Source organism: Leifsonia sp. Y878, from assembly GCF_057669685.1.
This window is the reverse complement of the sequence record NZ_JBYHFS010000004.1, coordinates 73808-99822: the sequence shown is the minus strand read 5'-3', so window position 1 is coordinate 99822 and position 26015 is coordinate 73808. Positions and strand designations below refer to the sequence as shown.

The 26015-nt window shown below is 61.5% G+C and carries 25 protein-coding genes and 2 tRNA genes; 15 read left to right on the top strand and 12 right to left on the bottom strand.

From position 1 onward, the window contains the following. Positions 1-14: 14 nt before the first annotated feature. The 5 genes from AC25Y4_RS13770 to rpmH all read right to left on the bottom strand — a co-directional run bounded on the left by AC25Y4_RS13770 (position 15) and on the right by rpmH (position 2408). Entirely contained in the window at positions 15-500 is a 486-nt protein-coding gene (locus AC25Y4_RS13770; RefSeq protein ID WP_488121256.1) for a Jag family protein, read from the bottom strand. A 117-nt stretch (positions 501-617) separates the two neighbouring features. Continuing rightward, positions 618-1589, bottom strand: a complete 972-nt coding sequence (gene yidC / locus AC25Y4_RS13765; protein ID WP_488120991.1) for a membrane protein insertase YidC — start codon at positions 1587-1589, stop codon at positions 618-620. Positions 1590-1597: 8 nt separating this feature from the next. Continuing rightward, on the bottom strand, positions 1598-1909 hold the full coding sequence (gene yidD, locus AC25Y4_RS13760; RefSeq protein WP_488120990.1) for a membrane protein insertion efficiency factor YidD: 312 nt from the start codon (positions 1907-1909) through the stop codon (positions 1598-1600). Further along, positions 1906-2262 (bottom strand): ribonuclease P protein component, encoded by a 357-nt coding sequence (gene rnpA / locus AC25Y4_RS13755; RefSeq protein ID WP_488120989.1) that lies wholly within the window; start codon positions 2260-2262, stop codon positions 1906-1908. The genes yidD and rnpA overlap by 4 nt, the downstream gene beginning before the upstream one ends. Positions 2263-2270: 8 nt before the next feature. Further along, positions 2271-2408: a 50S ribosomal protein L34 gene (rpmH, locus tag AC25Y4_RS13750; protein WP_010204566.1), complete on the bottom strand. Its 138-nt coding sequence runs from the start codon at positions 2406-2408 to the stop codon at positions 2271-2273. Between the two features lie 332 nt (positions 2409-2740). Here rpmH and dnaA point away from each other — a divergent pair, with 332 nt between their 5' ends. The 10 genes from dnaA to AC25Y4_RS13700 all read left to right on the top strand — a co-directional run bounded on the left by dnaA (position 2741) and on the right by AC25Y4_RS13700 (position 13813). Continuing rightward, complete coding sequence (gene dnaA, locus AC25Y4_RS13745; protein ID WP_488120988.1) at positions 2741-4159, top strand: chromosomal replication initiator protein DnaA; 1419 nt, start codon at positions 2741-2743, stop codon at positions 4157-4159. A gap of 364 nt (positions 4160-4523) precedes the next feature. Further along, positions 4524-5672 (top strand): DNA polymerase III subunit beta, encoded by a 1149-nt coding sequence (gene dnaN, locus AC25Y4_RS13740; RefSeq protein ID WP_488120987.1) that lies wholly within the window; start codon positions 4524-4526, stop codon positions 5670-5672. A gap of 30 nt (positions 5673-5702) precedes the next feature. Further along, positions 5703-6590, top strand: a complete 888-nt coding sequence (gnd, locus tag AC25Y4_RS13735; protein WP_488120986.1) for a phosphogluconate dehydrogenase (NAD(+)-dependent, decarboxylating) — start codon at positions 5703-5705, stop codon at positions 6588-6590. 22 nt (positions 6591-6612) lie between these two features. Next, a complete protein-coding gene (gene recF / locus AC25Y4_RS13730) occupies positions 6613-7773 on the top strand; it encodes a DNA replication/repair protein RecF (RefSeq protein ID WP_488120985.1) in 1161 nt (386 codons plus the stop codon). A gap of 217 nt (positions 7774-7990) precedes the next feature. Next, positions 7991-8446 (top strand): DciA family protein, encoded by a 456-nt coding sequence (locus AC25Y4_RS13725; RefSeq protein WP_488121255.1) that lies wholly within the window; start codon positions 7991-7993, stop codon positions 8444-8446. A 122-nt stretch (positions 8447-8568) separates the two neighbouring features. Beyond that, positions 8569-10548: a DNA topoisomerase (ATP-hydrolyzing) subunit B gene (gyrB, locus tag AC25Y4_RS13720; RefSeq protein WP_488120984.1), complete on the top strand. Its 1980-nt coding sequence runs from the start codon at positions 8569-8571 to the stop codon at positions 10546-10548. 124 nt (positions 10549-10672) lie between these two features. Further along, a complete protein-coding gene (gyrA, locus tag AC25Y4_RS13715; protein WP_488121254.1) occupies positions 10673-13165 on the top strand; it encodes a DNA gyrase subunit A in 2493 nt (830 codons plus the stop codon). Further along, positions 13158-13562 (top strand): DUF3566 domain-containing protein, encoded by a 405-nt coding sequence (locus AC25Y4_RS13710; RefSeq protein ID WP_488120983.1) that lies wholly within the window; start codon positions 13158-13160, stop codon positions 13560-13562. Before gyrA ends, AC25Y4_RS13710 begins: the two co-directional genes overlap by 8 nt. A gap of 66 nt (positions 13563-13628) precedes the next feature. Continuing rightward, positions 13629-13702 (top strand) — tRNA-Ile (locus tag AC25Y4_RS13705). A gap of 38 nt (positions 13703-13740) precedes the next feature. Then, positions 13741-13813 (top strand) — tRNA-Ala (locus tag AC25Y4_RS13700). A gap of 304 nt (positions 13814-14117) precedes the next feature. On the opposite strand, the gene AC25Y4_RS13695 is transcribed toward AC25Y4_RS13700, so the two are convergent. Then, positions 14118-14660: a hypothetical protein gene (locus AC25Y4_RS13695; protein WP_488120982.1), complete on the bottom strand. Its 543-nt coding sequence runs from the start codon at positions 14658-14660 to the stop codon at positions 14118-14120. Positions 14661-14813: 153 nt separating this feature from the next. Between AC25Y4_RS13695 and AC25Y4_RS13690 the strand changes: the two genes are divergently transcribed. Both AC25Y4_RS13690 and AC25Y4_RS13685 read left to right on the top strand, forming a co-directional pair. Then, positions 14814-15353, top strand: coding sequence for a peptidylprolyl isomerase (locus AC25Y4_RS13690; protein ID WP_488120981.1), 540 nt, complete (start codon positions 14814-14816; stop codon positions 15351-15353). Between the two features lie 155 nt (positions 15354-15508). After that, positions 15509-16213, top strand: coding sequence for a rhomboid family intramembrane serine protease (locus AC25Y4_RS13685; RefSeq protein WP_488120980.1), 705 nt, complete (start codon positions 15509-15511; stop codon positions 16211-16213). 130 nt (positions 16214-16343) lie between these two features. Here AC25Y4_RS13685 and AC25Y4_RS13680 read toward each other — a convergent pair whose 3' ends face one another. Further along, the gene (locus AC25Y4_RS13680) at positions 16344-16589 is read right to left on the bottom strand and encodes a cell division protein CrgA (protein WP_488120979.1); all 246 of its coding nucleotides are present in this window, start codon (positions 16587-16589) and stop codon (positions 16344-16346) included. A gap of 122 nt (positions 16590-16711) precedes the next feature. Between AC25Y4_RS13680 and AC25Y4_RS13675 the strand changes: the two genes are divergently transcribed. From AC25Y4_RS13675 to AC25Y4_RS13665, 3 genes are read left to right on the top strand one after another with little or no spacing between them, the layout of a single operon-like run. Next, entirely contained in the window at positions 16712-17518 is an 807-nt protein-coding gene (locus AC25Y4_RS13675) for a class E sortase (protein WP_488120978.1), read from the top strand. Between the two features lie 10 nt (positions 17519-17528). Then, positions 17529-17690 carry a hypothetical protein gene (locus tag AC25Y4_RS13670; protein ID WP_488120977.1) on the top strand — a complete coding sequence of 54 codons (162 nt, stop codon included), beginning with the start codon at positions 17529-17531 and terminating at the stop codon, positions 17688-17690. Beyond that, entirely contained in the window at positions 17687-18325 is a 639-nt protein-coding gene (locus tag AC25Y4_RS13665) for an anthranilate synthase component II (protein ID WP_488120976.1), read from the top strand. The genes AC25Y4_RS13670 and AC25Y4_RS13665 overlap by 4 nt, the downstream gene beginning before the upstream one ends. Positions 18326-18439: 114 nt before the next feature. On the opposite strand, the gene pknB is transcribed toward AC25Y4_RS13665, so the two are convergent. The 5 genes from pknB to AC25Y4_RS13640 form a co-directional block, all read right to left on the bottom strand. Further along, complete coding sequence (gene pknB / locus AC25Y4_RS13660; protein WP_488120975.1) at positions 18440-20137, bottom strand: Stk1 family PASTA domain-containing Ser/Thr kinase; 1698 nt, start codon at positions 20135-20137, stop codon at positions 18440-18442. A gap of 89 nt (positions 20138-20226) precedes the next feature. Further along, positions 20227-21942 carry a protein kinase domain-containing protein gene (locus AC25Y4_RS13655; protein ID WP_488120974.1) on the bottom strand — a complete coding sequence of 572 codons (1716 nt, stop codon included), beginning with the start codon at positions 21940-21942 and terminating at the stop codon, positions 20227-20229. Beyond that, positions 21939-23390: a peptidoglycan D,D-transpeptidase FtsI family protein gene (locus AC25Y4_RS13650; RefSeq protein ID WP_488121253.1), complete on the bottom strand. Its 1452-nt coding sequence runs from the start codon at positions 23388-23390 to the stop codon at positions 21939-21941. Before AC25Y4_RS13650 ends, AC25Y4_RS13655 begins: the two co-directional genes overlap by 4 nt. Continuing rightward, positions 23390-24799, bottom strand: coding sequence for an FtsW/RodA/SpoVE family cell cycle protein (locus AC25Y4_RS13645; RefSeq protein WP_488120973.1), 1410 nt, complete (start codon positions 24797-24799; stop codon positions 23390-23392). Before AC25Y4_RS13645 ends, AC25Y4_RS13650 begins: the two co-directional genes overlap by 1 nt. After that, complete coding sequence (locus AC25Y4_RS13640) at positions 24783-26012, bottom strand: PP2C family protein-serine/threonine phosphatase (protein WP_488120972.1); 1230 nt, start codon at positions 26010-26012, stop codon at positions 24783-24785. The genes AC25Y4_RS13645 and AC25Y4_RS13640 overlap by 17 nt, the downstream gene beginning before the upstream one ends. Positions 26013-26015 lie beyond the last annotated feature (3 nt).

Genomic DNA, 26015 nt, shown 5'->3' with positions numbered 1-26015 from the left:
CGTTTCACGTGAAACTATGACGCGGTGATGACGGTGTGACGATCGCGGCCCTCGCCACGAGACTCTGACACGAAGCCGCGCTCCGACACCAGATCGTGGACGAGTTTGCGCTCGTACGACGACATCGGGGGGAGGGAAGCTTCTGTAGCACCAGCCTGGATGCGCTCGGCCGCGTGACTCACGAGAGACGCCAGTTCTGCCTGGCGCGCATCGCGCGAACCACCGATGTCGAGGATCAGGCGGGAAAATCCGCCGGTCTTGTTCTGCACGGCGAGGCGCGTGAGCTCCTGCAGGGCATTCACGGTGTCCGGCTTCGACAGAACACGGAGGTTCGCACCATCGGACGCATTCACTGAAAGGTACGCGCGGCCGTTGCGGGCGTCGATGTCAATGTCACCGTCGAGGTCGCAGATGTCGAGGAACTCTTCGATGTAGTCCGCGGCGATGTCCCCCTCCTGCTCGAGCTGATCGAGCGTGGGGGAGTCGTTGCCTGACGCCACGGCAGTGTCGGCCTCTCCCGATGCGGGGAGCGACGCGGTGAACGCCGGGGCAACGACGATGTCGGCCGGGGTCGCGGTGTCAGTACCGGTGGTGTCAGTCACGATGGTCTTCCGTCTCTACTTTTTCGGGCCGGATTGCTTCTTTGCGCGGTTCTTGCTGACCGGCTGCTGGCGCTGAGTGGTCTTCGGAGCTTCGTCAACGACGATGATGTCGCCGTCAGTGGCGATGAGCTTGCCCTTACGAGCAAGACGCTCTTCGCGAGCCTTTGCCGCTTCACTGCCAGGCGTCGGCATGTTTCGGATGACGAGGAACTGCTGGCCCATGGTCCAGACGTTCGAGGTGAGCCAGTAGAACATGACGCCGAGCGGGAAGGCAACACCGGAGAAGGCGAAGACGAGGGGGAGCAGGTACAGCATGATCTTCTGCTGCTTGAACATGGGGCTCGCCTTGGTCTCAGGCGACATGTTCTTGGAGACGATCTGCAGCTGCGTGATGAACTGTGACGCCGTCATCAGCACAACCATTGTGGCGGCGATGATCATGACCGAGAGGCTGTATGGATCGCCCGCCGTCATCAGCGTCCACTGCGAAGCGAACGAACTGTGCAGCGGAGCGCCGAGGAATTCTGATGAGCCGAAGCTCTTGGCGAGGACATCGTTGAGAGGACCGACGCCGGACTTCCCGTGCTGGGCATCGTTCAGCACCGAGAACAGTGAGAAGAAGATCGGCATCTGGATGAGCAGCGGGAGGCAGGAGCTCAGCGGGTTGGTGCCTGTGCGCTTGTACAGCTCCATAGTCTCGCGGGACATTGCCTCACGAGAGAACTGATCTTTCTTGCCCTTGTACTTGTCCTGGATCTTCTTCAGCTGAGGCGCAACCTCGAGCATCTTGCGCTGGCTCTTGATCTGCTTGACGAAGATCGGGATAAGAGCGGCCCGGACGACGATCGTGAGTCCGACGATGGACAGCACCCAAGTGAGACCAGCGGCAGGGTCAAGGCCGATCGCTGAGAAGAGCGAGTGGAATGCAACGAGCAGTAGCTCTACAACCCACTTCAGCGGCCAGAGGATTGTACCGATGATGTCCATGCGTGGGTTCAGCCCTTTCCGTGGCCTGGTGCAACAACAAAACCAAATCGCGTCACGACGTAGCGACGCTTGCGCTTCTGGGGAACATCATCGATCCCGCCCTCGGCCCACGGATGGCACCGGGCCAGACGTCGAGCGGCCAAAGCCGACCCGACAACCAGGCCATGTTCTTGAACGGCCCCCAGAGCATAGGCCGAACAGGAGGGGTAATACCGACAGACATCTCCATAAAGAGGAGATATCACCGCGCGATATGCGCGAAGTAGCAGGATCCCGACATTGCGCGGCAACAGAATTATCGTCGCCACAACCCTGTTCATGATCTTTTCCTGCTCAATCCGATGCTCCCTGCATTCAAAGCATCTGATATCTCTGAATGCAGGGTAGCCCACGGCACCCGCTCGGAACCTGGCAGCGCCCTGATGACGATGTCAGTTCCCGGCGGAACAGATGGCAGGAGTTCAAAGCTCGCTGCTTTCATCCGGCGTCGAACGAGGTTGCGCACAACGGCGCCACCCACGTTCTTCGCCACGATGAAGCCAAATCGCGCAGAAGACCCTTCCGGGTTCTTCTTGAGGTACGTAACGGTATGGGGACCGACAACTCGGTATCCCCGCCGGACGACTGATTTATAGTCATCGCCGCTCGTTACGCGATTTGATTTAGCGAGCACCAGCGCGCTTAAGCGGAGAGTTCGGTGCGTCCCTTACGACGACGTGCACCGAGGATTGCGCGGCCGGCGCGGGTGCGCATGCGCAGACGGAAACCGTGCACCTTGGCGCGACGGCGGTTGTTCGGCTGGAAGGTTCTCTTGCTCATAGTTCTATCTCCACGTGTTTGATCTCTGCAGGCCAAAACGGGCGGCCGGAAGAATTAAGGGGAGCCCGTGGGCTCAGGTCAACTGATTAAAACTACGGCTTTGAGATCAGTTGGTCAAACTCACAGAAGCCAAACGACCGATTCTCCACAATAATGGCGCTATCACTCGGATGACACGCGGAAAAAAATTCCGCTGAATTTGGAGTGACTGGGACTCATTAGCTACCGTGATGACCTAGTTATCCACAGGTAGGTGTAAAAAACCCTGAGAATAGGGCTTCTTTTCCCCACAGGCGGTGGATAACTCTGTGAATAAGAAGGTGCAGGTCAGCATGTCAGACGGCGAAATTCCGATCAGCGAGACGTGGCAGGCAGTACTGACCACCCTCGAATCGGACGACAGCATCACCCCGATGCTGTATGGATTCTTGAATTTGGTCGAACCCAAGGGGATTGCTGCCGGCACTTTCTACCTGGAAGTGCCCAACGAATTCACTGCCAGCATGCTGAATCAGCGGATGCGGGTGCCACTACTCACAGCAATGACACAGCTGGACGAGGCCAGAGAGGTCTCCAGCTTCTACGTGGTGGTCAATCCGGAACTTGAACCGGACGCGCAGCGACCCGTTCAGGACGAGACCGTCATTCCCGACGTTGAAACTCCTGCTGCGCACCAGTCAGTCTTCGAAACGACGCAGACGGATCGGCCGCACGACACCCGGCTGAATCCCAAGTACAACTTTGACAATTTCGTCATCGGGCAGTCAAACCGCTTCGCCCACGCGGCCGCTGTCGCCGTCGCGGAAGCGCCGGCAAAGGCATACAACCCACTCTTCGTCTACGGTTCGTCCGGACTGGGCAAGACCCACCTCCTCCACGCGACCGGTCACTACGCGATGAGCCTGTATCCGGGAATCCGGGTGCGTTATGTGAGCTCTGAGGAGTTCACGAACGACTTCATCAACTCGATCGCCAACAACCGCGGTTCGCTGTTCCAGCAGCGGTACCGCAATGTCGACATCCTGATGATCGACGATATCCAGTTCCTGCAGGGGAAGGCGGAGACGCAGGAAGCGTTCTTCCACACCTTCAACACCCTGCACGACCACAACAAGCAGGTGGTCATCACCAGCGACCTGCCCCCTAAGGCGCTCACCGGGTTCGAAGACCGGATGCGTTCACGGTTCGAGTGGGGCCTCATCACGGATGTTCAGGCGCCGGACCTCGAAACACGAATTGCCATCCTGCGCAAGAAGGCGCAGAGCGAAAAACTCCAGGTCCCCGACGACATCCTCGAGTTCATGGCGACCAAGGTCTCCTCGAACATTCGGGAGCTGGAAGGCACGTTGATCCGCGTCACGGCATTCGCGAGCCTGAACCGGACGCCCGTCGACATGAACCTGGTGCAGACGGTACTCAAGGACCTCATCACGCTCGACGAGGACAATGTCATCGCGCCGGTCGACATCATCACCAACACCGCTGACTACTTCAAGCTGACGGTCGACGACCTCTACGGATCCTCCAGGTCGCAAGCCGTGGCAACGGCCAGGCAGATCGCCATGTACCTCTGCCGGGAACTGACCAACCTGTCGCTCCCCAAGATCGGGCAGTTGTTCGGCAACCGTGACCACACCACAGTCATGTACGCGAACAAGAAAATCAGTGAACTGATGAAGGAACGTCGCTCGATCTACAACCAGGTGACGGAACTTACCAACAGGATCAAGCAGAACCACCGGTATAAGTAGTTAAAAAAATTTGGATATTCACACTGTGGATAACTCTGTGGAAACTCGTTGAATAACTTGCCATTGCCTGTTGAAACAGCGATCTGCCTGTGTACAACGTGAATTACAAAAATCTGAGCGTCAGACACAGACCGATTAACGCCCACAGGCTGTCAACATCCCGAACCCCGCTGAATGACAATGATTTAGTGCGGGCGAGGAAGTTATCCACAGTTTCCACACCGGTTAAGACCATTAACTATTAATTCTTGTTAGCCATCACCCGACAACCTTCACGGCCGGGCTGTTGCCCGACCTGGGCCGGTTGACAAAGACGACTAGCATTGAGGCCACATCCCTTGCCTCAATCGACAGGAGCGAATCCGTGAGATTTCAGGCCAACAGAGACGTCTTCAGTGAAGCCGTCTCGTTTGCTGTCAAGCTGCTTCCCCAGCGCACCACCCTGCCTATTTTGAGCGGAGTGCTGCTGGAGGCAACAGAAACTGGCTTGATCCTGTCGTCATTCGACTACGAAGTCTCAGCGCAGACAACCATCGCTGCCGATGTTGAAGAGACCGGAAAGGTCCTGGTCTCAGGCCGTCTGCTCGCAGACATTGCCAGCCGGATGCCCAACGCACCTGTGCGATTCGTCACCGACGAGTCACGCATCACCGTCAGCTGCGGCTCGGCAACCTTCACGCTGCTGTCCATGCCTGTCGAGGAATACCCGAGCATCCCGCAGGTGAGCACGCAGTCGGGCCTCGTCCCAGCTGAAGATTTCGCCAATGCTGTCGCCCAGGTGGCCGTTGCGGCATCGCGTGACGATGTCACGCCCGTCATCACAGGCGTGCAGCTCGAAGTCTCTGAGAACAGCCTTGGCCTGGTTGCTACCGACCGCTATCGGGTTGCCGTTCGGGAGATCAATTGGGATTCAGGCAGCAACGAGAGCACTGAAACCATGACAGCGCTTGTGCCGGCCCGTACCTTGCAGGAAGTCGGCAAGACCTTCGGCCACAGCGGAACTATCTCGGTTGCGATCACAAACTCTGATGACCGCGAACTCATTGCCTTCACCGCCGACAAGAAGACGGTTACCTCGCTGCTCATCAAGGGAAACTTCCCGCCAGTGCGCCGCTTGTTCCCCGAAACGGTCGACAACTACGCCGTGATGAACACCGCGGAACTCATCGAGGCAACACGCCGAGTGCAGCTCGTACTCGAGCGTGAGGCAGCCCTGAGGTTCTCGTTCACCGCCGAAGGGCTCACGCTCGAAGCGATCGGATCTGAACAGGCGCAGGCCTCAGAGACGATCGACGCCATTCTTACCGGAACAGACACTGTCGTCTCTCTGAAGCCACAGTTCCTGCTCGACGGATTGGGCGCGGTTCACTCCGAATTCGTGCGCATCTCGTTCACCAAGACCGAGAATCCGAACAAGCCAGGACCAGTGCTCATCACGAGCCAGACCTCTCGCGAGAGTGCGGGCGCCGACAGCTACAAGTATTTGCTGCAACCCAATCTCCTGCTGCGCTAACGCGTCATTTCATCGGCACTAAGGAGCTTCATGCACATCGGTATTATCGGCCTCGGAAAAATGGGCGCGAACATGCGCACACGCCTGCGCAATGCGGGACTGACGGTCACCGGCTTTGACCACAACCAGGACGTCGCAGATGTCGCATCCGTCGACGAGATGATTGCAGCGCTGCCGACTCCCCGCATCGTCTGGGTCATGGTTCCCTCTGGCGCCATCACCGATTCGGTTGTCAACGAACTCGCTGAGAAGCTCGACGAAGGCGACCTCGTCATTGAGGGTGGCAACTCACGCTTCACCGAGGACTTCAAGCACGCAGAGCTCCTTGCCCTCAAGGGCATCGACTACATCGACGCCGGCGTTTCCGGTGGCGTGTGGGGAGTCACCAACGGTTACGGCCTGATGGTGGGCGGCACCCAGGAGCAGGTCGAGCGCGCTATGCCCGTATTCGACGCGCTGCGCCCTGAGGGCCCCCGCGAAGAAGGCTTCGTGCACGCTGGTGAAGTCGGTGCAGGCCACTACGCCAAGATGGTGCACAACGGCATCGAATACGCCATGATGCAGGCATACGCCGAGGGCTATGAACTGCTCGCGAAGCGTACAGACCTCGTCAAGGACGTCCCCGGAATCTTCTCTGCCTGGCAGCGTGGAACCGTCGTGCGTTCGTGGCTGCTCGAGCTCATGGTCATTGCCCTCAAGGAAGACCCGACGCTGGCCAACATCGAAGGCTACGTCGAAGACTCAGGTGAAGGCCGCTGGACGATCGAAGAAGCCATCGACAACGCTGTTCCCGTTCCCACGATCGCTGCGTCGATCTTCGCGCGATTCGTTTCGCGCCAGGACGACTCTCCTGCCATGAAGGCTGTTGCTGCTCTTCGCAACCAGTTCGGCGGGCACGCGGTCAAGAAGGCAGACTGACACACCGTGTCTCTGATGAACCGTGCAAGTTAGTCACCTCTCCCTGGCGGATTTTCGTAATTACACGACCGCCGAGGTACCGTTTGCGGCCGGCCCCAATTTGGTCGTCGGCCGCAACGGGCAGGGAAAAACCAATCTGGTCGAAGCCCTTGGCTTCTTGAGCACCCTGGGTTCCCACCGGGTCTCCAGCGACAAGGCAATGATCAGGGCCGGCCAGGAATCAGCAGTGATCCGGGCACGGCTGGCATACAACAGCCGCGAGATCCTGGCTGAAGTCCAGATCAACCGCACGGGGTTGAACCGGGCCCAGATCAATCGGTCCGCAATCAAGACCCGCGAATTGCCTCGCTACTTCTCCAGCGTGCTGTTCGCTCCGGAGGATCTCTCCCTGATCAGGGGAGATCCCTCGGGGCGCCGCCGGTTCCTCGACCAACTCCTGGTGCTGAGGACTCCGCGCATTGCGGGCATCCTGGCCGACTACGACCGCGTTCTGAAGCAGCGCAATACCCTGCTGAAATCGGCCAGAGCATCAGGGGTCCGAGGTAATTCCCTGACCACGCTGGATATTTGGGATGAGCGCCTGGTTGATCTTGGATCCCAGATCATCGATGAACGCGCCGAACTCGTGCGCTTGCTGAGTGACCCGCTGCGGGACGCTTACGAGTCAGTCGCCGGCGAAGACCACGGGCCGCGGCTCGTATCGTCGCTCAGTATCCTCGGTGCAGACGAAGACGATGAGTCGACGTTGACACGCTCGGTCGAACCAAACGCATCCTCCACCGCCGACTCGTTCAGGGCCGCATTGGCCGGCGTGCGGAACAAGGAGCTTGACAGGGGCATGACCCTGGCCGGCCCGCACCGCGACGACCTCGTCTTCATGCTGAACTCGCTCCCCGCGAAGGGATATGCCAGCCACGGGGAATCCTGGTCGTTCGCACTTGCGCTGAAACTGGCATCCGCTGAACTGCTGCGCCGCGATTCCATGAGCGGCGACCCCGTGCTCATCCTCGACGACGTTTTCGCGGAACTCGACCAGAGCCGGCGGGCCAGGCTCGCGGCTGCCGTCGGTGGATTCGAGCAGGTACTTATCACCGCCGCTGTGTACGACGACGTGCCAGAGGCCCTCGCTGCGCACACCATTCACATTCACGCCGGGCAGGTAGTGGACGACCATCGTGGCTGATCAGGGTAAGAATTCTCCAATCGGAGACAACGAAGCGGATGCCGCGGCGCCCCAGCCAGACGGAACGCCCGCGACATCGCAGTCGCCTCAGGCCGCCCCGGCGACCGATGCGGCGGCCGACGCTGCCGACGCTGCCGACCCTTCAACGGGTGTCCCCGATGATTCAGATGACATCGAGACCATAGAAATCGCAGGGACAGAGGCGGCCCGCGTGTATATGCGGTTCAAGGACATCTTCGGTGACCCGAATGCCCGGCGTTCGCGCGCCAGGAAGCGCCCGAAAATCGACCCGGCCTCCAGCGTCCCCTTTGGCAAGGGTCGGGATCCACGGGGACTGGGCGACACCATCAATTCGCTCACGCTTCAGCTGGGTTGGAACTCTCCGCTCGCGCAATCATCGCTGCTCGACTCATGGACGGAGATCGCCGGAGCGGAGACGGCCAAGCACTCAACACCGGTCGGAATTGAAGACGGTGTGCTCACTGTGCAGTGCGAATCGACGGCATGGGCGACCCAGCTGAGGATGATGCGCGTTGACATCATGACGAGCATCTCGACCCGCTATCCGGATGCCGGCATCCAGTCAATCCGTTTTCAGGGACCCAACGCCCCTTCATGGAAAAAGGGCCCCAGGTCAATCCCAGGGCGGGGCCCGCGCGATACCTACGGGTAACCGGGCAAAATCGGTCACCGTCGTCACGAAAACGCGTTAGATCGGCGTTTATGGACGGGCCGACCCTCTAGGTTTGGTAGACTTATGAGGTCGCTTCAGCGACAGAGGGAGCCCAATTTCATATGACAGTAGAGCCGAAGAATCCCGAGTCCGAGCACGAATATGGTGCGGACGAAATCCAAGTTCTCGAGGGTCTCGAAGCCGTTCGCAAGCGACCGGGAATGTACATCGGTTCCACCGGACCGCGAGGTCTGCATCACCTGGTGTATGAAATTGTCGACAACTCCGTCGATGAGGCGCTTGCCGGGTATTGCGACACCATCGACATCCGCATCCTGGCCGATGGTGCAGTACGCGTAGAAGACAATGGGCGCGGTATCCCCGTTGACATCCACAAGGCAGAGGGCCGCTCGACGGTCGAGGTCGTTCTGACCGTGCTGCACGCCGGTGGAAAGTTCGGCGGCGGCGGTTACGCGGTTTCCGGTGGCCTGCACGGTGTTGGTAGCTCCGTCGTCAACGCGCTCTCGTCGCGCCTCGAGGTCGAGGTTCGCCGCCAGGGACACGTATGGCGCCAGAGCTTCACCCACGGTGTTCCGAATGCTCCCCTTGAAAAGGGCGAGGAATCCGACGCCACCGGCACCACGATCACGTTCTGGCCGAGCCCCGACACGTTTGAAACGGTCGATTTCGACTACGAGACCCTGCGCGCCCGTTTCCAGCAGATGGCGTTCCTGAACAAGGGACTGCGTCTGACGCTCACCGACGAGCGTCCTGAACAGGCCGATGAAGAAGGCAATCCCGTCTCCAACTCGTTCATGTACGAGCAGGGACTAGTCGACTACGTCGAATACCTGAACCGCGCCCGCAAGGCGGAGCTGGTGAACGACGAGATCATTTCGTTCGAGACTGAAGACACCGAACGCAAGATCGCACTCGAAGTCGCTATGCAGTGGACCACCGCATACACCGAGAGCGTGCACACCTACGCGAACACCATCAACACCCACGAGGGTGGTACGCACGAAGAGGGCTTCCGCGCTGCCCTCACCACGTTGGTGAACAAGTACGCCAGGGAAAAGGGCATCCTGAAAGAAAAGGATGACAACCTCTCCGGCGATGACGTGCGTGAGGGCCTGACGGCCGTCATCTCGATCAAGCTCGCTGAGCCGCAGTTCGAAGGCCAGACCAAGACCAAGCTCGGCAACACGGAGGCCAAGGCATTCGTGCAGCGCGTCGCCGGCGAGCAGCTGGCCGACTGGTTCGATCGCAACCCGATCCAGGCCAGGGAAATCATCCGCAAGGCGCTGCAGGCAGCGACCGCGCGGATGGCAGCCCGCAAGGCCCGTGAAACCGCCAGGCGCAAGGGCCTCCTCGAGGGCGGCGGAATGCCTGGGAAGCTCAAGGACTGCCAGAGCAAGGATCCAGCGCTCTCCGAAATCTTCATCGTTGAGGGTGACTCGGCCGGCGGCTCTGCCGTGCAGGGCCGAAACCCGGAAACCCAGGCCATCCTGCCTCTCCGCGGCAAGATCCTGAACGTGGAGAAGGCGCGCCTCGACCGCGCACTCGCGAACGCCGAAGTGCAGGCCATGATCACTGCATTCGGTGCCGGTCTTGGCGAGGACTTCAACCCTGAGAAGGTGAGATATCACAAGATCGTGCTGATGGCCGATGCTGATGTCGACGGCCAGCACATCACGACCCTGCTGCTCACCCTGCTCTTCCGCTACATGCGTCCGCTGATCGACATGGGCTACGTGTACCTCGCGCAGCCGCCGCTGTTCCGACTCAAGTGGTCGAACGCGCCTCACCAGTACGTGTACTCAGACCGGGAGCGCGACGCGCTGCTGGCCGACGGTGCAGCTGCAGGCAAGCGCATCCCCAAGGACAACGGCATCCAGCGCTACAAGGGTCTCGGCGAGATGGACTACAAGGAGCTGTGGGAAACCACGATGGCTCCCGAAAGCCGCACTCTGCTGCAGGTCACCCTTGACGACGCTGCAGCTGCAGACGAAATCTTCTCTACCCTGATGGGCGAGGACGTTGAGTCCCGCCGAAACTTCATCCAAAAGAACGCGAAGGACGTGCGTTTCCTTGACATCTAACGACACCCCCACCGACAACTCTGGCGCCGAGAACACCGGCGCCTCAGCTTCGGCAGCAGATGCGACAACCACCGCTGAAGCGGCTGACGCTGCAGCGGCGGCACACCTCGTCACCCACGGCAAGATCGACCAGGTCGACCTTCAGCTGGAGATGCAGCGCTCGTACCTCGACTACGCGATGAGCGTCATCGTCGGGCGTGCGCTGCCCGACGTGCGCGACGGCCTCAAGCCGGTGCACCGCCGCGTGATTTACGCCATGTTCGACGGCGGCTACCGCCCAGACAAGGCCTTCTCCAAGTGTGCCCGTGTCGTCGGTGACGTGATGGGACAGTTCCACCCACACGGTGACTCGTCGATCTACGATGCACTCGTGCGCCTCGTCCAGCCCTGGAGCCTGCGTTACCCGCTCGCCCTCGGCCAGGGAAACTTCGGTTCCCCGGGAAACGACGGCGCAGCAGCACCGCGATACACCGAGACCAAGATGGCGCCACTCGCCCTTGAAATGGTGCGCGACATCGACGAAGACACCGTCGACTTCCAGGACAACTACGACGGCCGCACGCTCGAGCCGACGGTGCTTCCCGCACGATTCCCCAACCTGCTGGTCAATGGCTCGGTCGGTATCGCTGTCGGTATGGCCACCAACATCCCGCCGCACAACCTCCGTGAGGTGGCCGCTGGAGCGCTCTGGTACCTCGAAAACCCCGACGCGAACCGGGAAGAGCTGCTCGAAGCGCTCATCCAGCGCATCAAGGGACCCGACTTCCCGACCGGCGCGCAGATCCTGGGCACCAAGGGCATCCAGGACGCCTACCGCACCGGCCGCGGGTCGATCACGATGCGCGCTGTCGTCAGCATCGAAGAGCTGATGGGGCGTACGTGCCTCGTCATCACCGAGCTGCCGTACCAGGTCAACCCTGACAACCTGGCGATCAAGATCGCCGACCTTGTTAAGGATGGCAAGGTCGCCGGCATCGCCGACATCCGCGATGAGACGTCGGGCCGTACCGGCCAGCGCCTCGTCATCGTGCTGAAGCGTGACGCCGTCGCCAAGGTCGTGCTGAATAACCTGTACAAGCACACGCCTCTGCAGGAGAACTTCGGCGCCAACATGCTGGCGATCGTCGACGGCATTCCGCGGACACTGCCCCTCGACGGATTCATCTCCGCCTGGGTCACGCACCAGATCGACGTCATCGTGCGCCGCACCCAGTTCCGCCTGAACAAGGCTGAAGCCGACGCGCACATCCTGCGCGGGTACCTCAAGGCGCTCGACGCGCTCGACGAGGTCATCGCACTCATCCGCCGTTCGCCCACCGTCGATGACGCTCGCGAGGGCCTCATGGCGCTGCTCGATGTCGACAAGCTCCAGGCCGATGCCATCCTCACGATGCAGCTGCGTCGTCTGGCCGCTCTCGAGCGCCAGAAGATCATCGACCAGGCTGCCGCCCTCGAACTGGAGATTGCCGAGTACAAGGCGATTCTGGCCAGCCCTGAGCGTCAGCGCACGATCGTCAGCGAAGAGCTCACCGAGATCACCGACAAGTACGGCGATGACCGTCGCACGGAGATCATGTTCGGCTACGACGGCGACATGTCGATCGAAGACCTGATTCCTGAAGAGGAAATGGTTGTCACCGTCACGCGCGGCGGCTACATCAAGCGCACCCGCAGCGACAACTACCGCAACCAGCACCGCGGTGGCAAGGGCGTTAAGGGCGCCCAGCTGCGCGCTGACGACGTGGTGGAGCACTTCTTCGTCACCACCACCCACCACTGGCTGTTGTTCTTCACGAACACCGGTCGGGTCTACCGCGCCAAGGCGTACGAGGTGCAGGAAGCCGGCCGCGACGCGAAGGGCCAGCACGTTGCCAACCTGCTCGCACTGCAGCCGGGCGAAGAGATCGCACAGATCCTCGACATCCGTGACTACGAAGTTGCCCAGTACCTCACCCTGGCGACCCGCGACGGCCTGATCAAGAAGACAGCGCTCAGCGAGTACGACACGAACCGCACCGGTGGAATCATCGCGATCAAGCTGCGCGAGGGCGACGAACTCGTCTCCGCCCTGCTCGTCGATGAGGACTCCGACCTGCTGCTCGTCTCCCGCAAGGGCATGTCCATCCGCTTCACTGCAACGGATGAGGCGCTCCGACCCATGGGACGCAGCACCTCAGGCGTCATCGGCATGCACTTCCGTGGCGAGGACAAGCTCCTGGACGCGTCAGTGGTCTCCGATGACGGATTCGTGTTCGTGGTGACGGAGGGCGGCTATGCCAAGCGCACAGCGGCCGACCAGTACCGCCTGCAGAACCGCGGTGGCCTGGGCATCAAGGTGGCCAAGCTGAGCGATGATCGCGGCGACCTGGTGGGGTCACTCATCGTCGACGAGCAGGATGAAGTACTTGTGGTCCTTGCCAGCGGCAAGGTGGTACGCTCTGACGTCGCCGAAGTTCCAGCCAAGGGCAGGGACACCATGGGCGTAGTTTTCGCAAAGTTTGCCGACGAAGACCGGATCATCGCCATCGCGAAGAACACCGAACGCAATCTCGAGGTCGAAGAGCCTGAAGACCACGCAGAGGGCGAATCGGGGAAAGAAGAGTCATTAGATGAGTAGCGTTGCAGAAAAGCTCGCCAAGAAATCTACCCGCAAGACCACCACGAAGCAGGTGCGCCTCAAACTGGTGTACATCGACTTCTGGTCGGCTGTGAAGTTGTCCTTCCTGGTAGCCATCTGCCTGGCGGTCGTCACGATCGTCGCTACGTTCCTCATTTTCACCGTTCTCAACCAGACCGGTGTCTTCAACAGCGTCAACGAGCTGTACACGTCGATTGCGGGCGAGACCTCGAACCTCAATACGATCCTGTCGATGGGCAATGTGATGGGCTTCGCTGTCGTTGTCGCTATCCTGAACACTGTGGTTGTCACAGCGCTCGGCGCAGTCTTTGCGCTGCTGTACAACCTCAGCGTGAAGGTCACCGGCGGGCTTCTCGTCGGCTTCACCAATAACTGAATAAACTTTCTCCCGGCTCGATTGGGAGATTTCGGCAGATTCAGATACGCTGTAATCTGCTGAATCGGGGATATAGCTCAGGCGGTTAGAGCGCTTCGCTGATAACGAAGAGGTCCCAGGTTCAAGTCCTGGTATCCCCACGTATGGTTGTTTACAACACAGTTGTGTTCGATCATTCGGGGCCTTAGCTCAATTGGTAGAGCGCCTGCTTTGCAAGCAGGAGGTCAGGAGTTCGATTCTCCTAGGCTCCACAGCACAACAAAAAGATCCTCACCCAGAGATGGGTGAGGATCTTTTTCGTTAACCGGGTCTTGTGCGGGGAGCATGAACCGCGAGGGCGCCCGACTCGGGGCTGTGCCCTCGCTCAGCGTTCCAGGAGCGACGATCGAGGCGTGTGCCCACCGGAGTGCCGCAATGGCCTGTCTTGGCCACACAGCGCCGCTCGCGCATCCGCTCTCGTCCTGTCTGGGAGCAGCCGCGCCTGGGAACGCAAAAGAGCCCGTGTCGAGGACACGGGCTCTTCAGACGTTCTTGTTCTCGCTCTCGCGACAGTCCCTAAGCCTCAGGGTTGCCCGTCAGTGCGTCGTTCTCGTCGTCGGCGACCCACAACTCGTCGTCGGCCTTAAACGTCTGCCAGACGGCGTACGCGACGCCAACGGCTGCAACAACACCAAGACCGACGGCAATGTAGGTGCCGGCTCCCGCGCTCTTCTTGGCCGGAACGACGGGCTGCTGCAGGTGCAGGCGGTGGAGTGCGGCACGCACCCTGGTGTCCTTGGCGATGTCGCCGACCGATAAGACGGTTCCGAGAGCAGTTCCAAGCCCGGTGCCGATGCCCGGAATGACATCGTGGACAATGCGGCGCTTGGTGTCTCCCGCAAAGCTCTGCGTGGCCTGAACGCCGGGAAGGACATACTGCTCGTATCCTTCACGCACGCGGGGGACCACTTCCTCGCGAGTCAGGACTCCAGCCTGACGGCCGGCCTCCCTGGCTACCTCATTGGCGTGATCCAGGACCGCTTGCTGGTTACTCCACAATTCGTCGGCGCTCTTGCGCAGGCGAGTGAGTTCCTTACGGCGCTTTCGTGACAGGCTCATCTGGACCCTCCATCGATGTCGTGTAGCGAATAACGTCCATCTTGCCACTGAATCGCCTGATCAATCCAAGCGAGTCGAGCATGAACACGGCGAATACACCGGTAATCATGACTATTCAGGATGCTCCTGAGTGGCTGTGCAAGAATTATTGCTATGTCAAAGCACACCGCTGTCGCAACGCTCAACACGAGCCTCGGACCGATCAAGGTCAACCTCTACGGCAACCACGCCCCGAAGACTGTGAAGAACTTCGTCGGTCTGGCTACCGGTGAAATTGAATGGAAGCACCCCGGCACCGGCGAGGTTTCACACGCGCCGCTGTACGACGGAACGATCTTCCACCGCATCATCAAGGACTTCATGATCCAGGCCGGCGACCCGCTGGGCCAGGGAATTGGCGGCCCCGGCTACCAGTTCGACGACGAGATCAACCCTGAGCTCGACTTCACGCAGCCGTATGTCCTCGCCATGGCTAACGCCGGCATCCAGGGCGGCCGCGGAACCAACGGTTCACAGTTCTTCATCACCGTTGTTCCGACCACCTGGCTCCAGGGCAAGCACTCGATCTTCGGTGCTGTCGAAGACGAGGCATCACGTGCGATCGTCGACCAGCTTGCAGTTGTGCCGACCGATGGCCGTGACCGTCCCCGCGAAGACGTTGTCATCGAAAGCATCACCGTCGAGCAGGTCTAGGTAACACTTCTATGACCCGGGTGCCGGACCAAGCGGCGAACTATTGCTACCGGCATCCGGGTAGGCAGAGCTATATTCTCTGCCAGCGCTGCGGACGCACCATCTGTCCAGAGTGCCAAACTCAGGCTGCCGTCGGCGTGATCTGCCCTGAGTGCATGAAAGAACAACGTCAGTCAGCGCCGCGCACCACGCCGGCCGCACTGACCAGAATCACCCGAATGGGAAAAGACGGCTCTCCTGTCGTCACCTATTCGATCATCGCCATCACGCTCGTCGTCTTCGTCCTGCAGCTGATCCCTGGCCTCGGCGTCACGCAGGCGCTCTGGTACGCCGGCGTGTACTCATACCCCGGCCAGTTCGAGCCGTGGCGGATGCTGACCGCCATGCTGGTGCATTCAACGGGCTTCATCTTCCACGTGGGACTCAACATGTACACGCTGTGGATCTTCGGGCGAATACTCGAGAGCATGCTCGGCCGCGGCCGGTTCCTGACGCTCTATGTGCTCAGCGGACTCGCCGGCTCCCTCGGTGTCATGTTCCTGTCGAGCCCGCTCACGCCCGTGGTTGGCGCGTCAGGTGCCATCTTCGGGCTGATGGGTGCGTTCCTGGTGATCCAGCGTCACCTCGGCGCCAGCGCCACCCAACTCATCGTCCTGGTCGCCATCAACCTCGTGATCGGCTTCCTCCCCGGGCTCAACGTGGCCTGGCAGGCGCACGTCGGCGGCCTCATCGGCGGCGCGATCATCGGACTCATCTTCGTCAGCACCCGCAAACGCGAGCAGAAGAACCTGCAGATAGGCCTGCTCAGCCTGTTCGCCCTCGTGCTGGTTGCCCTCAGCTGCGCGCGCCTCTTCATCTGAGCGCGCTAAACAGCATCGTTCCATTAAGGGCGAGGGTCGAAAGTTATCCACAGGTGTTTCCACACTGGGGATAATTACACGTGTGTAATTGTCACCCGATAGGGATTTAACCCCTGATCAGAGGCGACGATTAGCGCCAGCGCGTTGTCATGAGGAATCCCACGAATGCGATTCCGAAACCGACGAGGATGTTCCACGAACCCAGTGCCGGAATCGGCAGGGTGCCCTGGCTCACGTAGAAGACGATGATCCAGATGAGGCCAAGCAGCATGAAGCCAAACATCACTGGCTTGAACCACACAGGGTTCGGGGCGTCCTCGTTCGAGCGGGCAGCCTCGTCGCGTGCGGGCTTGGTGCGGGGTTTCGTACGTGCCATGCGTGAGATTCTACCGTCATCACCCTGTGGACCAGGGTTGCCGGCATCCGCTCGTCGTGTTGAGGCCAATCGCAGCACCAATTGCCAGATTTCGGCAGACAATCCCTGATTAGACTCGGAGGATGACCGCGACCCTCCCGGATTCCCCGGCTCACGAGCCAACGACCCGGTATGGTCACCGAGCGATAAATCGACGACCGGTCACTGTCATCGGTGTTGTGGGTGAGCTGCTGATCACGGCAGGTGTGCTGGTGATGCTGTTCCTCGTGTGGCAGCTGTGGTGGAACGACCTGGTCACTGCCCAGGCGCAGTCCAGTGCGGCCACAGACATCAGCCAGCAGTGGATAGCGGATGCCCCGCCGGCTCCCGTGCCCACAGACCCGGCGGAACCGGTCGACTATGGTGCTCCCATCGTTGCGGCCCCGCCAGAAGATGGCGAAGCGTTCGCCGTGCTCTACGTGCCGCGGTTCGGCGCTGACTACCACCGGACCATCGCCGGTGGAACGGGAACCAATGTGCTGAACAGCACTCGGCTGGGAATCGGTCACTATCCGGTGTCACAGATGCCGGGCGAGGTGGGCAATTTCGCGGTAGCCGCGCACCGCAGTGCGTACGGCGGCGGACTCCACTTGATCAACGAATTGCAGATCGGTGACGCCATCTATGTGCAGACGGCCGACGGTTATTACACGTACACCTTCAGGGACCTCGAGTACGTGCAGCCGAGCCAGATCGAGGTCATTGCCGCGGTACCCAATCAGCCGTCAGCGTCGGCGATTGACCGCATCATCACGCTGACGAGCTGCAATCCGCTCTTGTCCACTGCTGAGCGGATCATCGCCTACGGGGTATTCGACTCCTGGCAGCCGCTCTCAGCTGGGCCGCCAGCCGGACTGGCCCCGATCATCACCGCCCAGGCCAAGGAATAGGAACGCACTCATGTATGCAGCACTCTGGCGTGCGCTTCCGGGGCCGATATGGGTTCGAATCCTTATCGTGCTTATTCTGGTGGCAGCAGTTCTCTTTGTACTCGACGTCTGGGTGTTCCCGGTGGTCGATGCATTCATCAACAATCAGGAAGCGACGGTGGGCGGTCAATGACTCGCATCCTTGTCATCGACAACTACGACAGCTTTGTCTACACCTTGAACGGATACCTGCTCGAGCTGGGCGCGGAGACCGAGGTGCTCCGCAACGACGCATTCGCCCCTGCGGAGGCAGCAGAACGGCTCTCAGGGTTCGACGGCGTTCTGGTGTCGCCTGGACCTGGCAAGCCGTCAGAGGCCGGTGTGTCGATCGCCGTGGTTGAAGCGGCACATGCCAACGGTGTGCCATTGTTCGGCGTCTGCCTTGGCCACCAGGCCATTGCTGAGGCCTTCGGTGCCACGGTGACCAACGCCGAAGAGCTCATGCACGGCAAGACGTCCGTGATCACCCACGACGACAGCTCGTTCTACGAGGGTGTGCCGCAGCCGTTCACGGCAACCAGGTATCACTCGCTGGCCGTCGTTGACGGAACTGTTCCGAGTGAACTGATCATCACGTCGCGCACCCAGGGCGGAATCATCATGGGTCTGCGGCACGAGACCTCGCCGATCTTCGGGGTGCAGTTCCACCCGGAGTCCGTGCTCACAGAGGGCGGATACCGGATGCTGGGCAACTGGCTGGCCGTTGCCGGACTGGCGGATGCGCAGCAGAAGGCCGCGCGCCTGAGCCCCATGCTCAAACTGAGCTAGTACTGACCCTGAGCTAGTACTGACCCTGAGCTAGTACTGACCCTGAGCTAGCCTCACCCTGAGTCGCCTCAGCAACCCAGACACTCTTGTCGGGCGTCGGGCGTCGGGCGGCTTTTAGCCGGCGCAGTAGGTGAGGGTGACCTCTGAGCGCTGGGGCACATCTCCGGGGGCGAGGGACTGGTTGACGACCGGCGACCCCGCCGTCGACTCGCAGCTGTAATCCGGCTTCGGAATGGCGGTCAGCTTCAGCGACGGTGAGTTGAGAAGGTCGGTCGCGGCACTCAGCGACTGCCCGCGCAGATCGCTGAGCTTGACGAGCCCGCTGGAGGTGAAGAAGTTCACCGTGACGCCGGCGAACTCCTTCGCAGCGGCCTCAGGATCGGTGCGGATCACGACATCCTCTGGCACCGTGGCCGAGTTCTCCCTGGTGACGGACCCGGGAACCAGGCCGGCGTCCGTGATCGCTGTCTGGGCATCCGTGATGGTCTGGTTCGTGACATCGGGAACCTCGACGGGCACAGCACCCGTTGAGACGAAGACCTTGATGACCTCGGCGGGCTGCACGATCGTGCCGGCAGACGGATCGGTGCGAATGACCTGGCCGGATGGCACGGATTCACTCGGTTCCTCCGCTTTGGTGGCGGCGAGGTCGAGGTCGAGCAGGGTGTTCTGCGCGTCGTCGTAGGTCTCGCCGGCCAGCGAGGGGATCTTGCGGGAGTTGTCTGGCAGCTCGCTCGATGGGGTCAGGCTGAAGACCCAGAACATCACGGCGATGACGATGACGATCACGCTGACGATTCCGGCCCAAATCCAAATGACCGGTGGGCGGCGTTGGGTGCGCACCATCGTCTGGTCTTCTGAGAGCTGCTTCAGCGCGAGCTCAGAACTCGACACGACGGTGGGAGGGGCGCCGAACAGTCCTCCTGCGCCGTCCTCGGCCGTGCGGTGCACCGGAATCTGGCCGGCGCCGGCGATCTCGACATCCGTACGGAACTCGGCAGCACTCTGGTAGCGCTGGAACCTGTCCTTCGCCAGTGCGTGACCGACGACAGCGTCGAGCGCAGGGGACACCTTCGGATTGATGGAGCTTGGCTTGACCGGCTGCTCGCTCACGTGCTGGTACGCGACGGCAATGGGGGTGTCGCCTCTGAACGGCGGTCGACCGGCGAGCATCTCGAACAGCACGACGCCGGTCGAATACAGGTCGGTGCGGGCATCCACTGATTCGCCCTTGGCCTGCTCAGGAGAGAAGTACGAGGCTGTGCCGAGGATGGCTGTGGTCTGGGCAACGGTGGTCGACGAGTCTGAGATGGCGCGGGCGATGCCGAAGTCCATCACCTTGACCTGGCCGGCCTTGGTGATCATGATGTTGCCCGGCTTGATGTCGCGGTGCACGACACCTGCACGGTGCGAGTACTCCAGGGCGGTCAGCACGCCATCGATGATGCGCACGGCCTCTGCCGACTCGAGCGGGCCTTCCTTGATGATGTCTTTCAGCAGGCGACCGTCGACGAACTCCATCACGATGAACGGCAACTGGGACTCGTGCCCGTTCGCGTCGGTGATGGTCTCTTCGCCGGCATCGAAAACGCGCACGATGGTGGGGTGCGCCATCCGGGCGGCGGCCTGCGCCTCCTGGCGGAACCGGGTGCGGAATGCGGGGTCCATCGCCAGCGTGGACTTGAGGAGCTTGATCGCGACTGTGCGGCCGAGGCGCGAGTCAGTGCCGACGTGTACGTCGGACATCCCCCCGCGACCGATCAGCGCGCCTACACGGTATCGACCCGCGATCAGGCGGCCATCTTCAGTCAATGCGACACTCCACTCTTACGAACTACCCGGCCAATCGTAACCCGAAGCCTCCAGCGCTGCCGCGGGAGGCTTCGGTGCACGTTGCGGCGTTACGGCGTTGTTGTTGACGTGACGACGACTGTCACGGGAAGCGCCGGCGAGAACCCAGAGGGGATCTGGCCACAGAAGTACTGGTACTTCACGGTGAAGTTGCTTGATCCGGCGGTTACGGTTGCAGTCGTCACGTCGGCCGACGTGGGATTGGGTGCCTGGACAGCAGCGCCATTGTCGGCGGAGACCTCGTACCCAGACAAGGTCTGGCCGCTCGGACACGACTGCGCAGGCCAGCTGATGCTGACAGGGTTGCCAGCGCCGATGGGGCCGGCGGTGACCAGCGTCGGCGCAGTCGATGGAGCAGTCGGCGCAACCAGATCGCCGTAGACAGTCACGGTGATCGTCTCGCCGATCTTGACAGGGCCGGTCGGGTTGACCGCGTAGACCTTGTCAACATCGTCTGGAGTGGTTGCCGCGTTGCCGGTGACGACGTTGGCGACCAGGCCGAGCTCCTGGAGCTTTGCCCTGGCGTCGCCGCTGGAGAGTCCGATGAAGTCACTCTCCGTCACGGTGACGCGTTCCGCTGCCGGTGGCGTGGTCTGCGTTGGCTTTGGCGTCTGCGTCGCGGTCTTGCTCGGCTCTGGCGGAGCAGAGCTCGACGTCGTTTCGATGGGCGCCTTGTTGTCTGACTGCTGGGAGAACAGTGCGATCAGCGTTCCGATCAGCACGATGGCCAGCAGCGCGATCAGACCGATCAACGGCCACGTCCACGGGCTGCGCTTCTTCTTCTTGGCGTCTTCGGCCGCTGCAGCCTCTGCACGGGTCATTGGAGCGCTCGTCGGCATGAGGGAGGTGGTCTGGTCATCTCCGGCACGCGGCATCAGCATGGTTGTCGCTGCCGTCGCCGAGATACCCGCGAGCACGGCAGGTACGGCCGCAGCTGCTGCTGCGACATCGCCGCGACGCAGGGCGGTGGCCGCGCGTGCCAGGTGTGCTGCAGAAGCTGGACGATCGGCCGGGTTCTTCGCGATGCACGCGAAGACCAGGTTGCGCACCGGTTCAGAGACGGTGACCGGAAGGTCGGGCGCCGTCTCGTTGATCTGGGCCATGGCGATGGCGACCTGGGACTCACCCGTGAACGGGCGACGACCGGCGAGGGCTTCGTACGCCACGATGCCGAGGGAGTAAATGTCGGTGGTCGGCGATGCCGGGTGACCGCTGGCCTGCTCAGGAGACAGGTACTGGACGGTGCCCATCACCTGGCCGGTAGCCGTCAGCGGAACCTGGTCGGCAATGCGCGCGATACCGAAGTCGGTGATCTTGACGCGGCCGTCAGGAGTGATGAGCAGGTTGCCCGGCTTGATGTCACGGTGAACGAGCCCGGCAGCGTGAGCGGCGTGCAGTGCCGCAGCCGTCTGGGCGACGATGTCGAGGACCTTGTCGGTCGGCAGCACGTGTTCGCGCTCGAGGATCGTCGACAGGGCTTCGCCAGGTACGAGTTCCATGACGAGGAAGGCGCTGCCGTCTTCTTCGCCGTAGTCGAAGACGTTCGCGATGCCCTCGTGGTTCACGAGTGCCGCGTGGCGTGCTTCGGCGCGGAAGCGCTCAAGGAACCCGGGGTCGCCGAGATACTCGTCCTTCAAGATCTTGATAGCGACCGTACGACCGATGACGAGGTCAGTGGCTTGCCACACCTCGCCCATCCCGCCGATGGCTATTCGGGACTTGAGCTCGTATCGTCCCCCGAAGGTGAGCCCTGTTGTGGGTCTCATTTATTCAGCACCGCCTCTAGTACCTGCTTTGCGATTGGTGCGGCAAGAAGGTTGCCGTACCCCGTTTGACCAAGGCCCCCGCCATTTTCCACGAGAACTGTGATCGCGTATTGCGGATCATTTGCCGGGGCAAATCCTGTGAACCACAGAGTGTACGGATCCGTAGATCCGTTCTCCGCGGTACCCGTTTTTCCAGCAACCTCGACCCCGTCTATTCTTGCATTGGTCGCAGCCCCGCTATTGACTCCATTGATCATCATTTGGGTCATGGTTGCGGCGGTTTCTGGGCTGATCACCTGCTGGAATTCCTTCGCTTCGAAGGTCTGGAGAGGGGTCAGATTCGGAGCAGTGATCGCATCGACGAGATTCGGCTGCATGAGCTTCCCACCATTGGCGATCGCGGCCGACACCATGGCCATCTGGATGGGAGTCGCCGTGACCTCGAACTGGCCGAAGGAGGACAGGGCCGTCTCAGCTTCGCTGAGTCCGCTGGGGAAGACGCTCTGTGAGACGTCGAGGGGAATCGAGTAGTCGGTGTTGAAGCCGAACTTCTCAGCCATCTCGCGAATCGCATCCTGGCCGAGTGCGAGTCCCAGCTCGGCCATTGGGATGTTGCACGACAGCTTGAGTGCCGTGGCGATCGTGACTGTATCGCCGCCACCGCAATTTCCGCCCTCTGTGTTGCGGACGAAGGTCTCTGTACCGGGGAGCTGGAAGGTGAGGGGGTTCGGGAATGTCGATTCCGGCGTGTACTGGCCCGAATCGAGCGCAGCAGCCACGACAACAAGCTTGAAGACGGATCCGGGAGGGTTCAGCTCGTTGATCGCACGGTTGATGAGCGGGCTCGTCGGATCGTCAACCAGGGCCTCGTAGGTGTTGTTGACCTCTTCGGTGTTGTGCACGGCGAGCAGGTTCGGGTCGTAGCTCGGCTTCGACACCATGGCCAGCACGCGCCCGGTCTTCGGTTCGGTCACGATTACAGCGCCGGTCTTGTCGCCGAGGGCGTCCCACGCTGCCTGCTGGGCGACGGGATCGATGGTGGTCTCCACCGCGGCACCGGCCGGCTTTTCACCGGTGACGATGGCGGTCAGCTGGTCGAAGAACTGCGAGTTCGAGGTTCCGCTCAGTTCGCTGTTCAGCGCCTGCTCCAGCCCGGTGGGCGCGCCATTGACAGGGATGAAGCCCGTGACGGGTGCGTAGAGCGGCCCGTTGCTGTAGACGCGCTGGAACTTGTAATCGTCATCGACGGGAACGGACTGGGCGACCGGCTGGCCTGCGACCAGGATGGGTCCACGTTCAACCGAGTAGCTGTCGAGCAGGGTGCGCTGGTTGCGGGCATCCGCTGACAGGTTGTCGGCCTGGAAGACCTGGATGATCGTGGTCGACGACAGCAGGGCCAGGAACATGATCAGGACAAAGATGCTGATCCGCTTGAGTTCGCGATTCATCACACCACCAGCCTTGGTTGGTTGCGCACCGTGTCTGACAGGCGCAGAAGGAGGGCCGCGATGATCCAGTTCGCCACGAGGGACGATCCGCCGGCGGCCAGGAACGGGGTCGTGAGGCCGGTGAGCGGGATGACCCTGGTGACACCGCCGATGACGATGAAGCACTGGAGGGCGACAACGAAGGAGAGGCCGACGCCGAGTAGCTTGCCGAAGTCGTCCTGGCCGGCGAAGCCGATGCGGAATCCGCGTGCGACGAACAAGATATAGAGCGCCAGGATCGCGAAGATTCCGGCCAGGCCAAGCTCTTCACCGAGGCTCGCGATGATGTAGTCGCTCTGGGGCACCGGTGTGATGTCTGGGCGCCCCTGGCCGAGACCCGTGCCGAGAAGGCCGCCCTTGGCGAGGCCGAAGATGCCCTGCACGAGCTGGTAGCTGCCGCCATCCGCTCCATAGACGTCCGGATTGAAGGCGTCGAGCCAGTTCGCGAAGCGGCCATGGACGTAGTCGAGGGTCTGGCTGGCGATCAAAGCTCCGCCGATGAACAGAGCCATGCCGAGCACGACCCAGCTGACGCGGCCGGTGGCGAGGTAGAGCATGACCAGGAACAGGCCGAAGTAGAGCAGCGCTGTACCGAGGTCGCGCTGGAAGATGATGACCGACATGGAGAGCGCCCAGATCACCAGGATGGGGCCGAGGTCACGCAAGCGGGGGAAGCGCATCCCGAGGAATTTCTTGCCCACCATCGACAGGCTGTCGCGGTTGCGCACGAGGTAGCCGGCGAAGAAGATCGCCAACGCGATCTTCGCGATCTCACCGGGCTGGAATGTGGCGAAGTCGCCGATACCGACCCAGACGCGGGCCCCGCTGACCTCGCGGCCGAGGCCAGGAACGAGGGGAAGGAGAAGCAGGATCACGGCGATCAGGCCGAAGATATACGTGTAGCGGAACAGCACCCTGTGATTGCGAATGACCACCATCACGGCGATCGCGCAGATGATCGCGATCGAACTCCAGACGATCTGGCGAACGGATGCGCTCGCCCAGCCGGACTCGTTGTTGGCAATGTCGATGCGATAGATCATGGCGATGCCGATGCCGTTCAGCACCGTCGCAATCGGCAGGATGAACGGATCGGCGTTCGGGGCGACGAAGCGCATGGCGATGTGCAGCCCGATCACCAGGACCGAGAGGCCGGCCCCGAGCAGCACGAGCTGGGTGTCGATGCGGCCCAGTGCGCCGAGCTGCACCAGGATGACCGCGCTGGCGTTGATGAGGCATGCCACGATCAGCAGAACGAGCTCGAGGTTGCGCAGCTTCTGCGGCAGGCGGATGCGGCGGATCTTGCCCGTGGCCGGTGATGCAGCCCGTGGCATGGTGTCCGGTGCGGAGTTGTTAGTCGGTTTGGGCATCACGAAGCCGTTCGACAATGACTTTGGCACCGTCGAGAGACGGCGCATTGATGGTGTTCTCGACCTGTTGGCGGTCGTACACCCGGAGGTCGTCTACGGACACGTCGGTGGTCTCGTAGACACTGGACAGCTTGATCGGACCGAGGTCCTGCTGCACGCCGCGGAAGATCGCGACCGAGTTTCCCTCAACGCCGACGAAGTAGCGGGTCTGCGTCCACTGATAACCGAGGATGCTGCCGCCGACGAGGGCGAGTACGAGGACGATGATCGCTACCAGCCAGGTGGCCTTGCGGCGCTTGACGCGGCGGGCATCCTCTTCGATGAGTTCTGAGAGGTAATCCTGCGAGTCCGGCTCGAAGTGCGACTCGCGCACCGGGTGCAGTCGGAGGGCAGGGAGGCGGAGCGGGCTCTTGCGCACGGGCTCTTCGCCGAATGCCAGCGGAGCGGCGGCCGATCCGACAATTGTCGGTGTCTCCTGACGGCCTGAGGCCGGACCGATGTCCACAACGACGATGGTGACGTTGTCAGGGGCGCCGGCATCCAGGCTCTCCTTGACCAGGCGTTCTGCCACGTGCTTGGCTGACGCGCCACTGCCCAGGGCGTTCGCGATGGCTGCATTCGACACCACACCGCTCAACCCGTCGGAGCAGATCAGCCAGCGGTCACCGTCGTGTGTGGCGAGAATCGACGTGTCGATCTCCGGGGAGGACTCGACGTCGCCGAGGACGCGCATGAGCACCGATCGCCGGGGATGCACCATGGCTTCTTGTTCGGTGATGCGCCCGCTGTCGACGAGGCGCTGGACGAAGGTGTGGTCTGTGGTGATCTGCGACAGTTCGCCGTCGCGGTACAGGTAAATGCGCGAGTCGCCGATGTGGGCGATGGCGACCTGGTCGCCCTGGACGACGAGTGCACTGACGGTTGTGCCCATACCGGTGAGCTCTGAGTGCTCGAACACGGTGTCGGCGAGTTGGGAATTGGCGGCGATAAGAGCGGCCTGGAGGGCGAATTCGGCTTCTGCAGCCGACTCGTATGGGCGGTCGGCTTCGATGATGCGTTTCGTCGTGATCGCAGAGGCCACGTCGCCGCCCGCGTGCCCGCCCATGCCGTCGGCCACTACGAACAGGGAATGTCCCGCGTACCCGGAGTCCTGGTTGTTGGATCGAATCCTGCCAACGTTGGAGACGGCTGCGCTCTGACTAACTGTCGCCATGCA

Coding starts and splice junctions, on each gene's coding strand:
- dnaA (WP_488120988.1), top strand. CDS start 2,741: ATGTCAGACGGCGAAATTCCGATCAGCGAGACGTGGCAGGCAGTACTG.
- AC25Y4_RS13655 (WP_488120974.1), bottom strand. CDS start 21,942: ATGAGACCCACAACAGGGCTCACCTTCGGGGGACGATACGAGCTCAAG.
- gnd (WP_488120986.1), top strand. CDS start 5,703: ATGCACATCGGTATTATCGGCCTCGGAAAAATGGGCGCGAACATGCGC.
- yidC (WP_488120991.1), bottom strand. CDS start 1,589: ATGGACATCATCGGTACAATCCTCTGGCCGCTGAAGTGGGTTGTAGAG.
- AC25Y4_RS13685 (WP_488120980.1), top strand. CDS start 15,509: ATGAAAGAACAACGTCAGTCAGCGCCGCGCACCACGCCGGCCGCACTG.
- rpmH (WP_010204566.1), bottom strand. CDS start 2,408: ATGAGCAAGAGAACCTTCCAGCCGAACAACCGCCGTCGCGCCAAGGTG.
- AC25Y4_RS13690 (WP_488120981.1), top strand. CDS start 14,814: ATGTCAAAGCACACCGCTGTCGCAACGCTCAACACGAGCCTCGGACCG.
- AC25Y4_RS13645 (WP_488120973.1), bottom strand. CDS start 24,799: ATGCCCAAACCGACTAACAACTCCGCACCGGACACCATGCCACGGGCT.
- yidD (WP_488120990.1), bottom strand. CDS start 1,909: ATGAACAGGGTTGTGGCGACGATAATTCTGTTGCCGCGCAATGTCGGG.
- AC25Y4_RS13710 (WP_488120983.1), top strand. CDS start 13,158: ATGAGTAGCGTTGCAGAAAAGCTCGCCAAGAAATCTACCCGCAAGACC.
- AC25Y4_RS13695 (WP_488120982.1), bottom strand. CDS start 14,660: ATGAGCCTGTCACGAAAGCGCCGTAAGGAACTCACTCGCCTGCGCAAG.
- AC25Y4_RS13650 (WP_488121253.1), bottom strand. CDS start 23,390: ATGAATCGCGAACTCAAGCGGATCAGCATCTTTGTCCTGATCATGTTC.
- AC25Y4_RS13680 (WP_488120979.1), bottom strand. CDS start 16,589: ATGGCACGTACGAAACCCCGCACCAAGCCCGCACGCGACGAGGCTGCC.
- AC25Y4_RS13675 (WP_488120978.1), top strand. CDS start 16,712: ATGACCGCGACCCTCCCGGATTCCCCGGCTCACGAGCCAACGACCCGG.
- gyrB (WP_488120984.1), top strand. CDS start 8,569: ATGACAGTAGAGCCGAAGAATCCCGAGTCCGAGCACGAATATGGTGCG.
- AC25Y4_RS13670 (WP_488120977.1), top strand. CDS start 17,529: ATGTATGCAGCACTCTGGCGTGCGCTTCCGGGGCCGATATGGGTTCGA.
- AC25Y4_RS13725 (WP_488121255.1), top strand. CDS start 7,991: ATGCGGTTCAAGGACATCTTCGGTGACCCGAATGCCCGGCGTTCGCGC.
- AC25Y4_RS13665 (WP_488120976.1), top strand. CDS start 17,687: ATGACTCGCATCCTTGTCATCGACAACTACGACAGCTTTGTCTACACC.
- AC25Y4_RS13640 (WP_488120972.1), bottom strand. CDS start 26,012: ATGGCGACAGTTAGTCAGAGCGCAGCCGTCTCCAACGTTGGCAGGATT.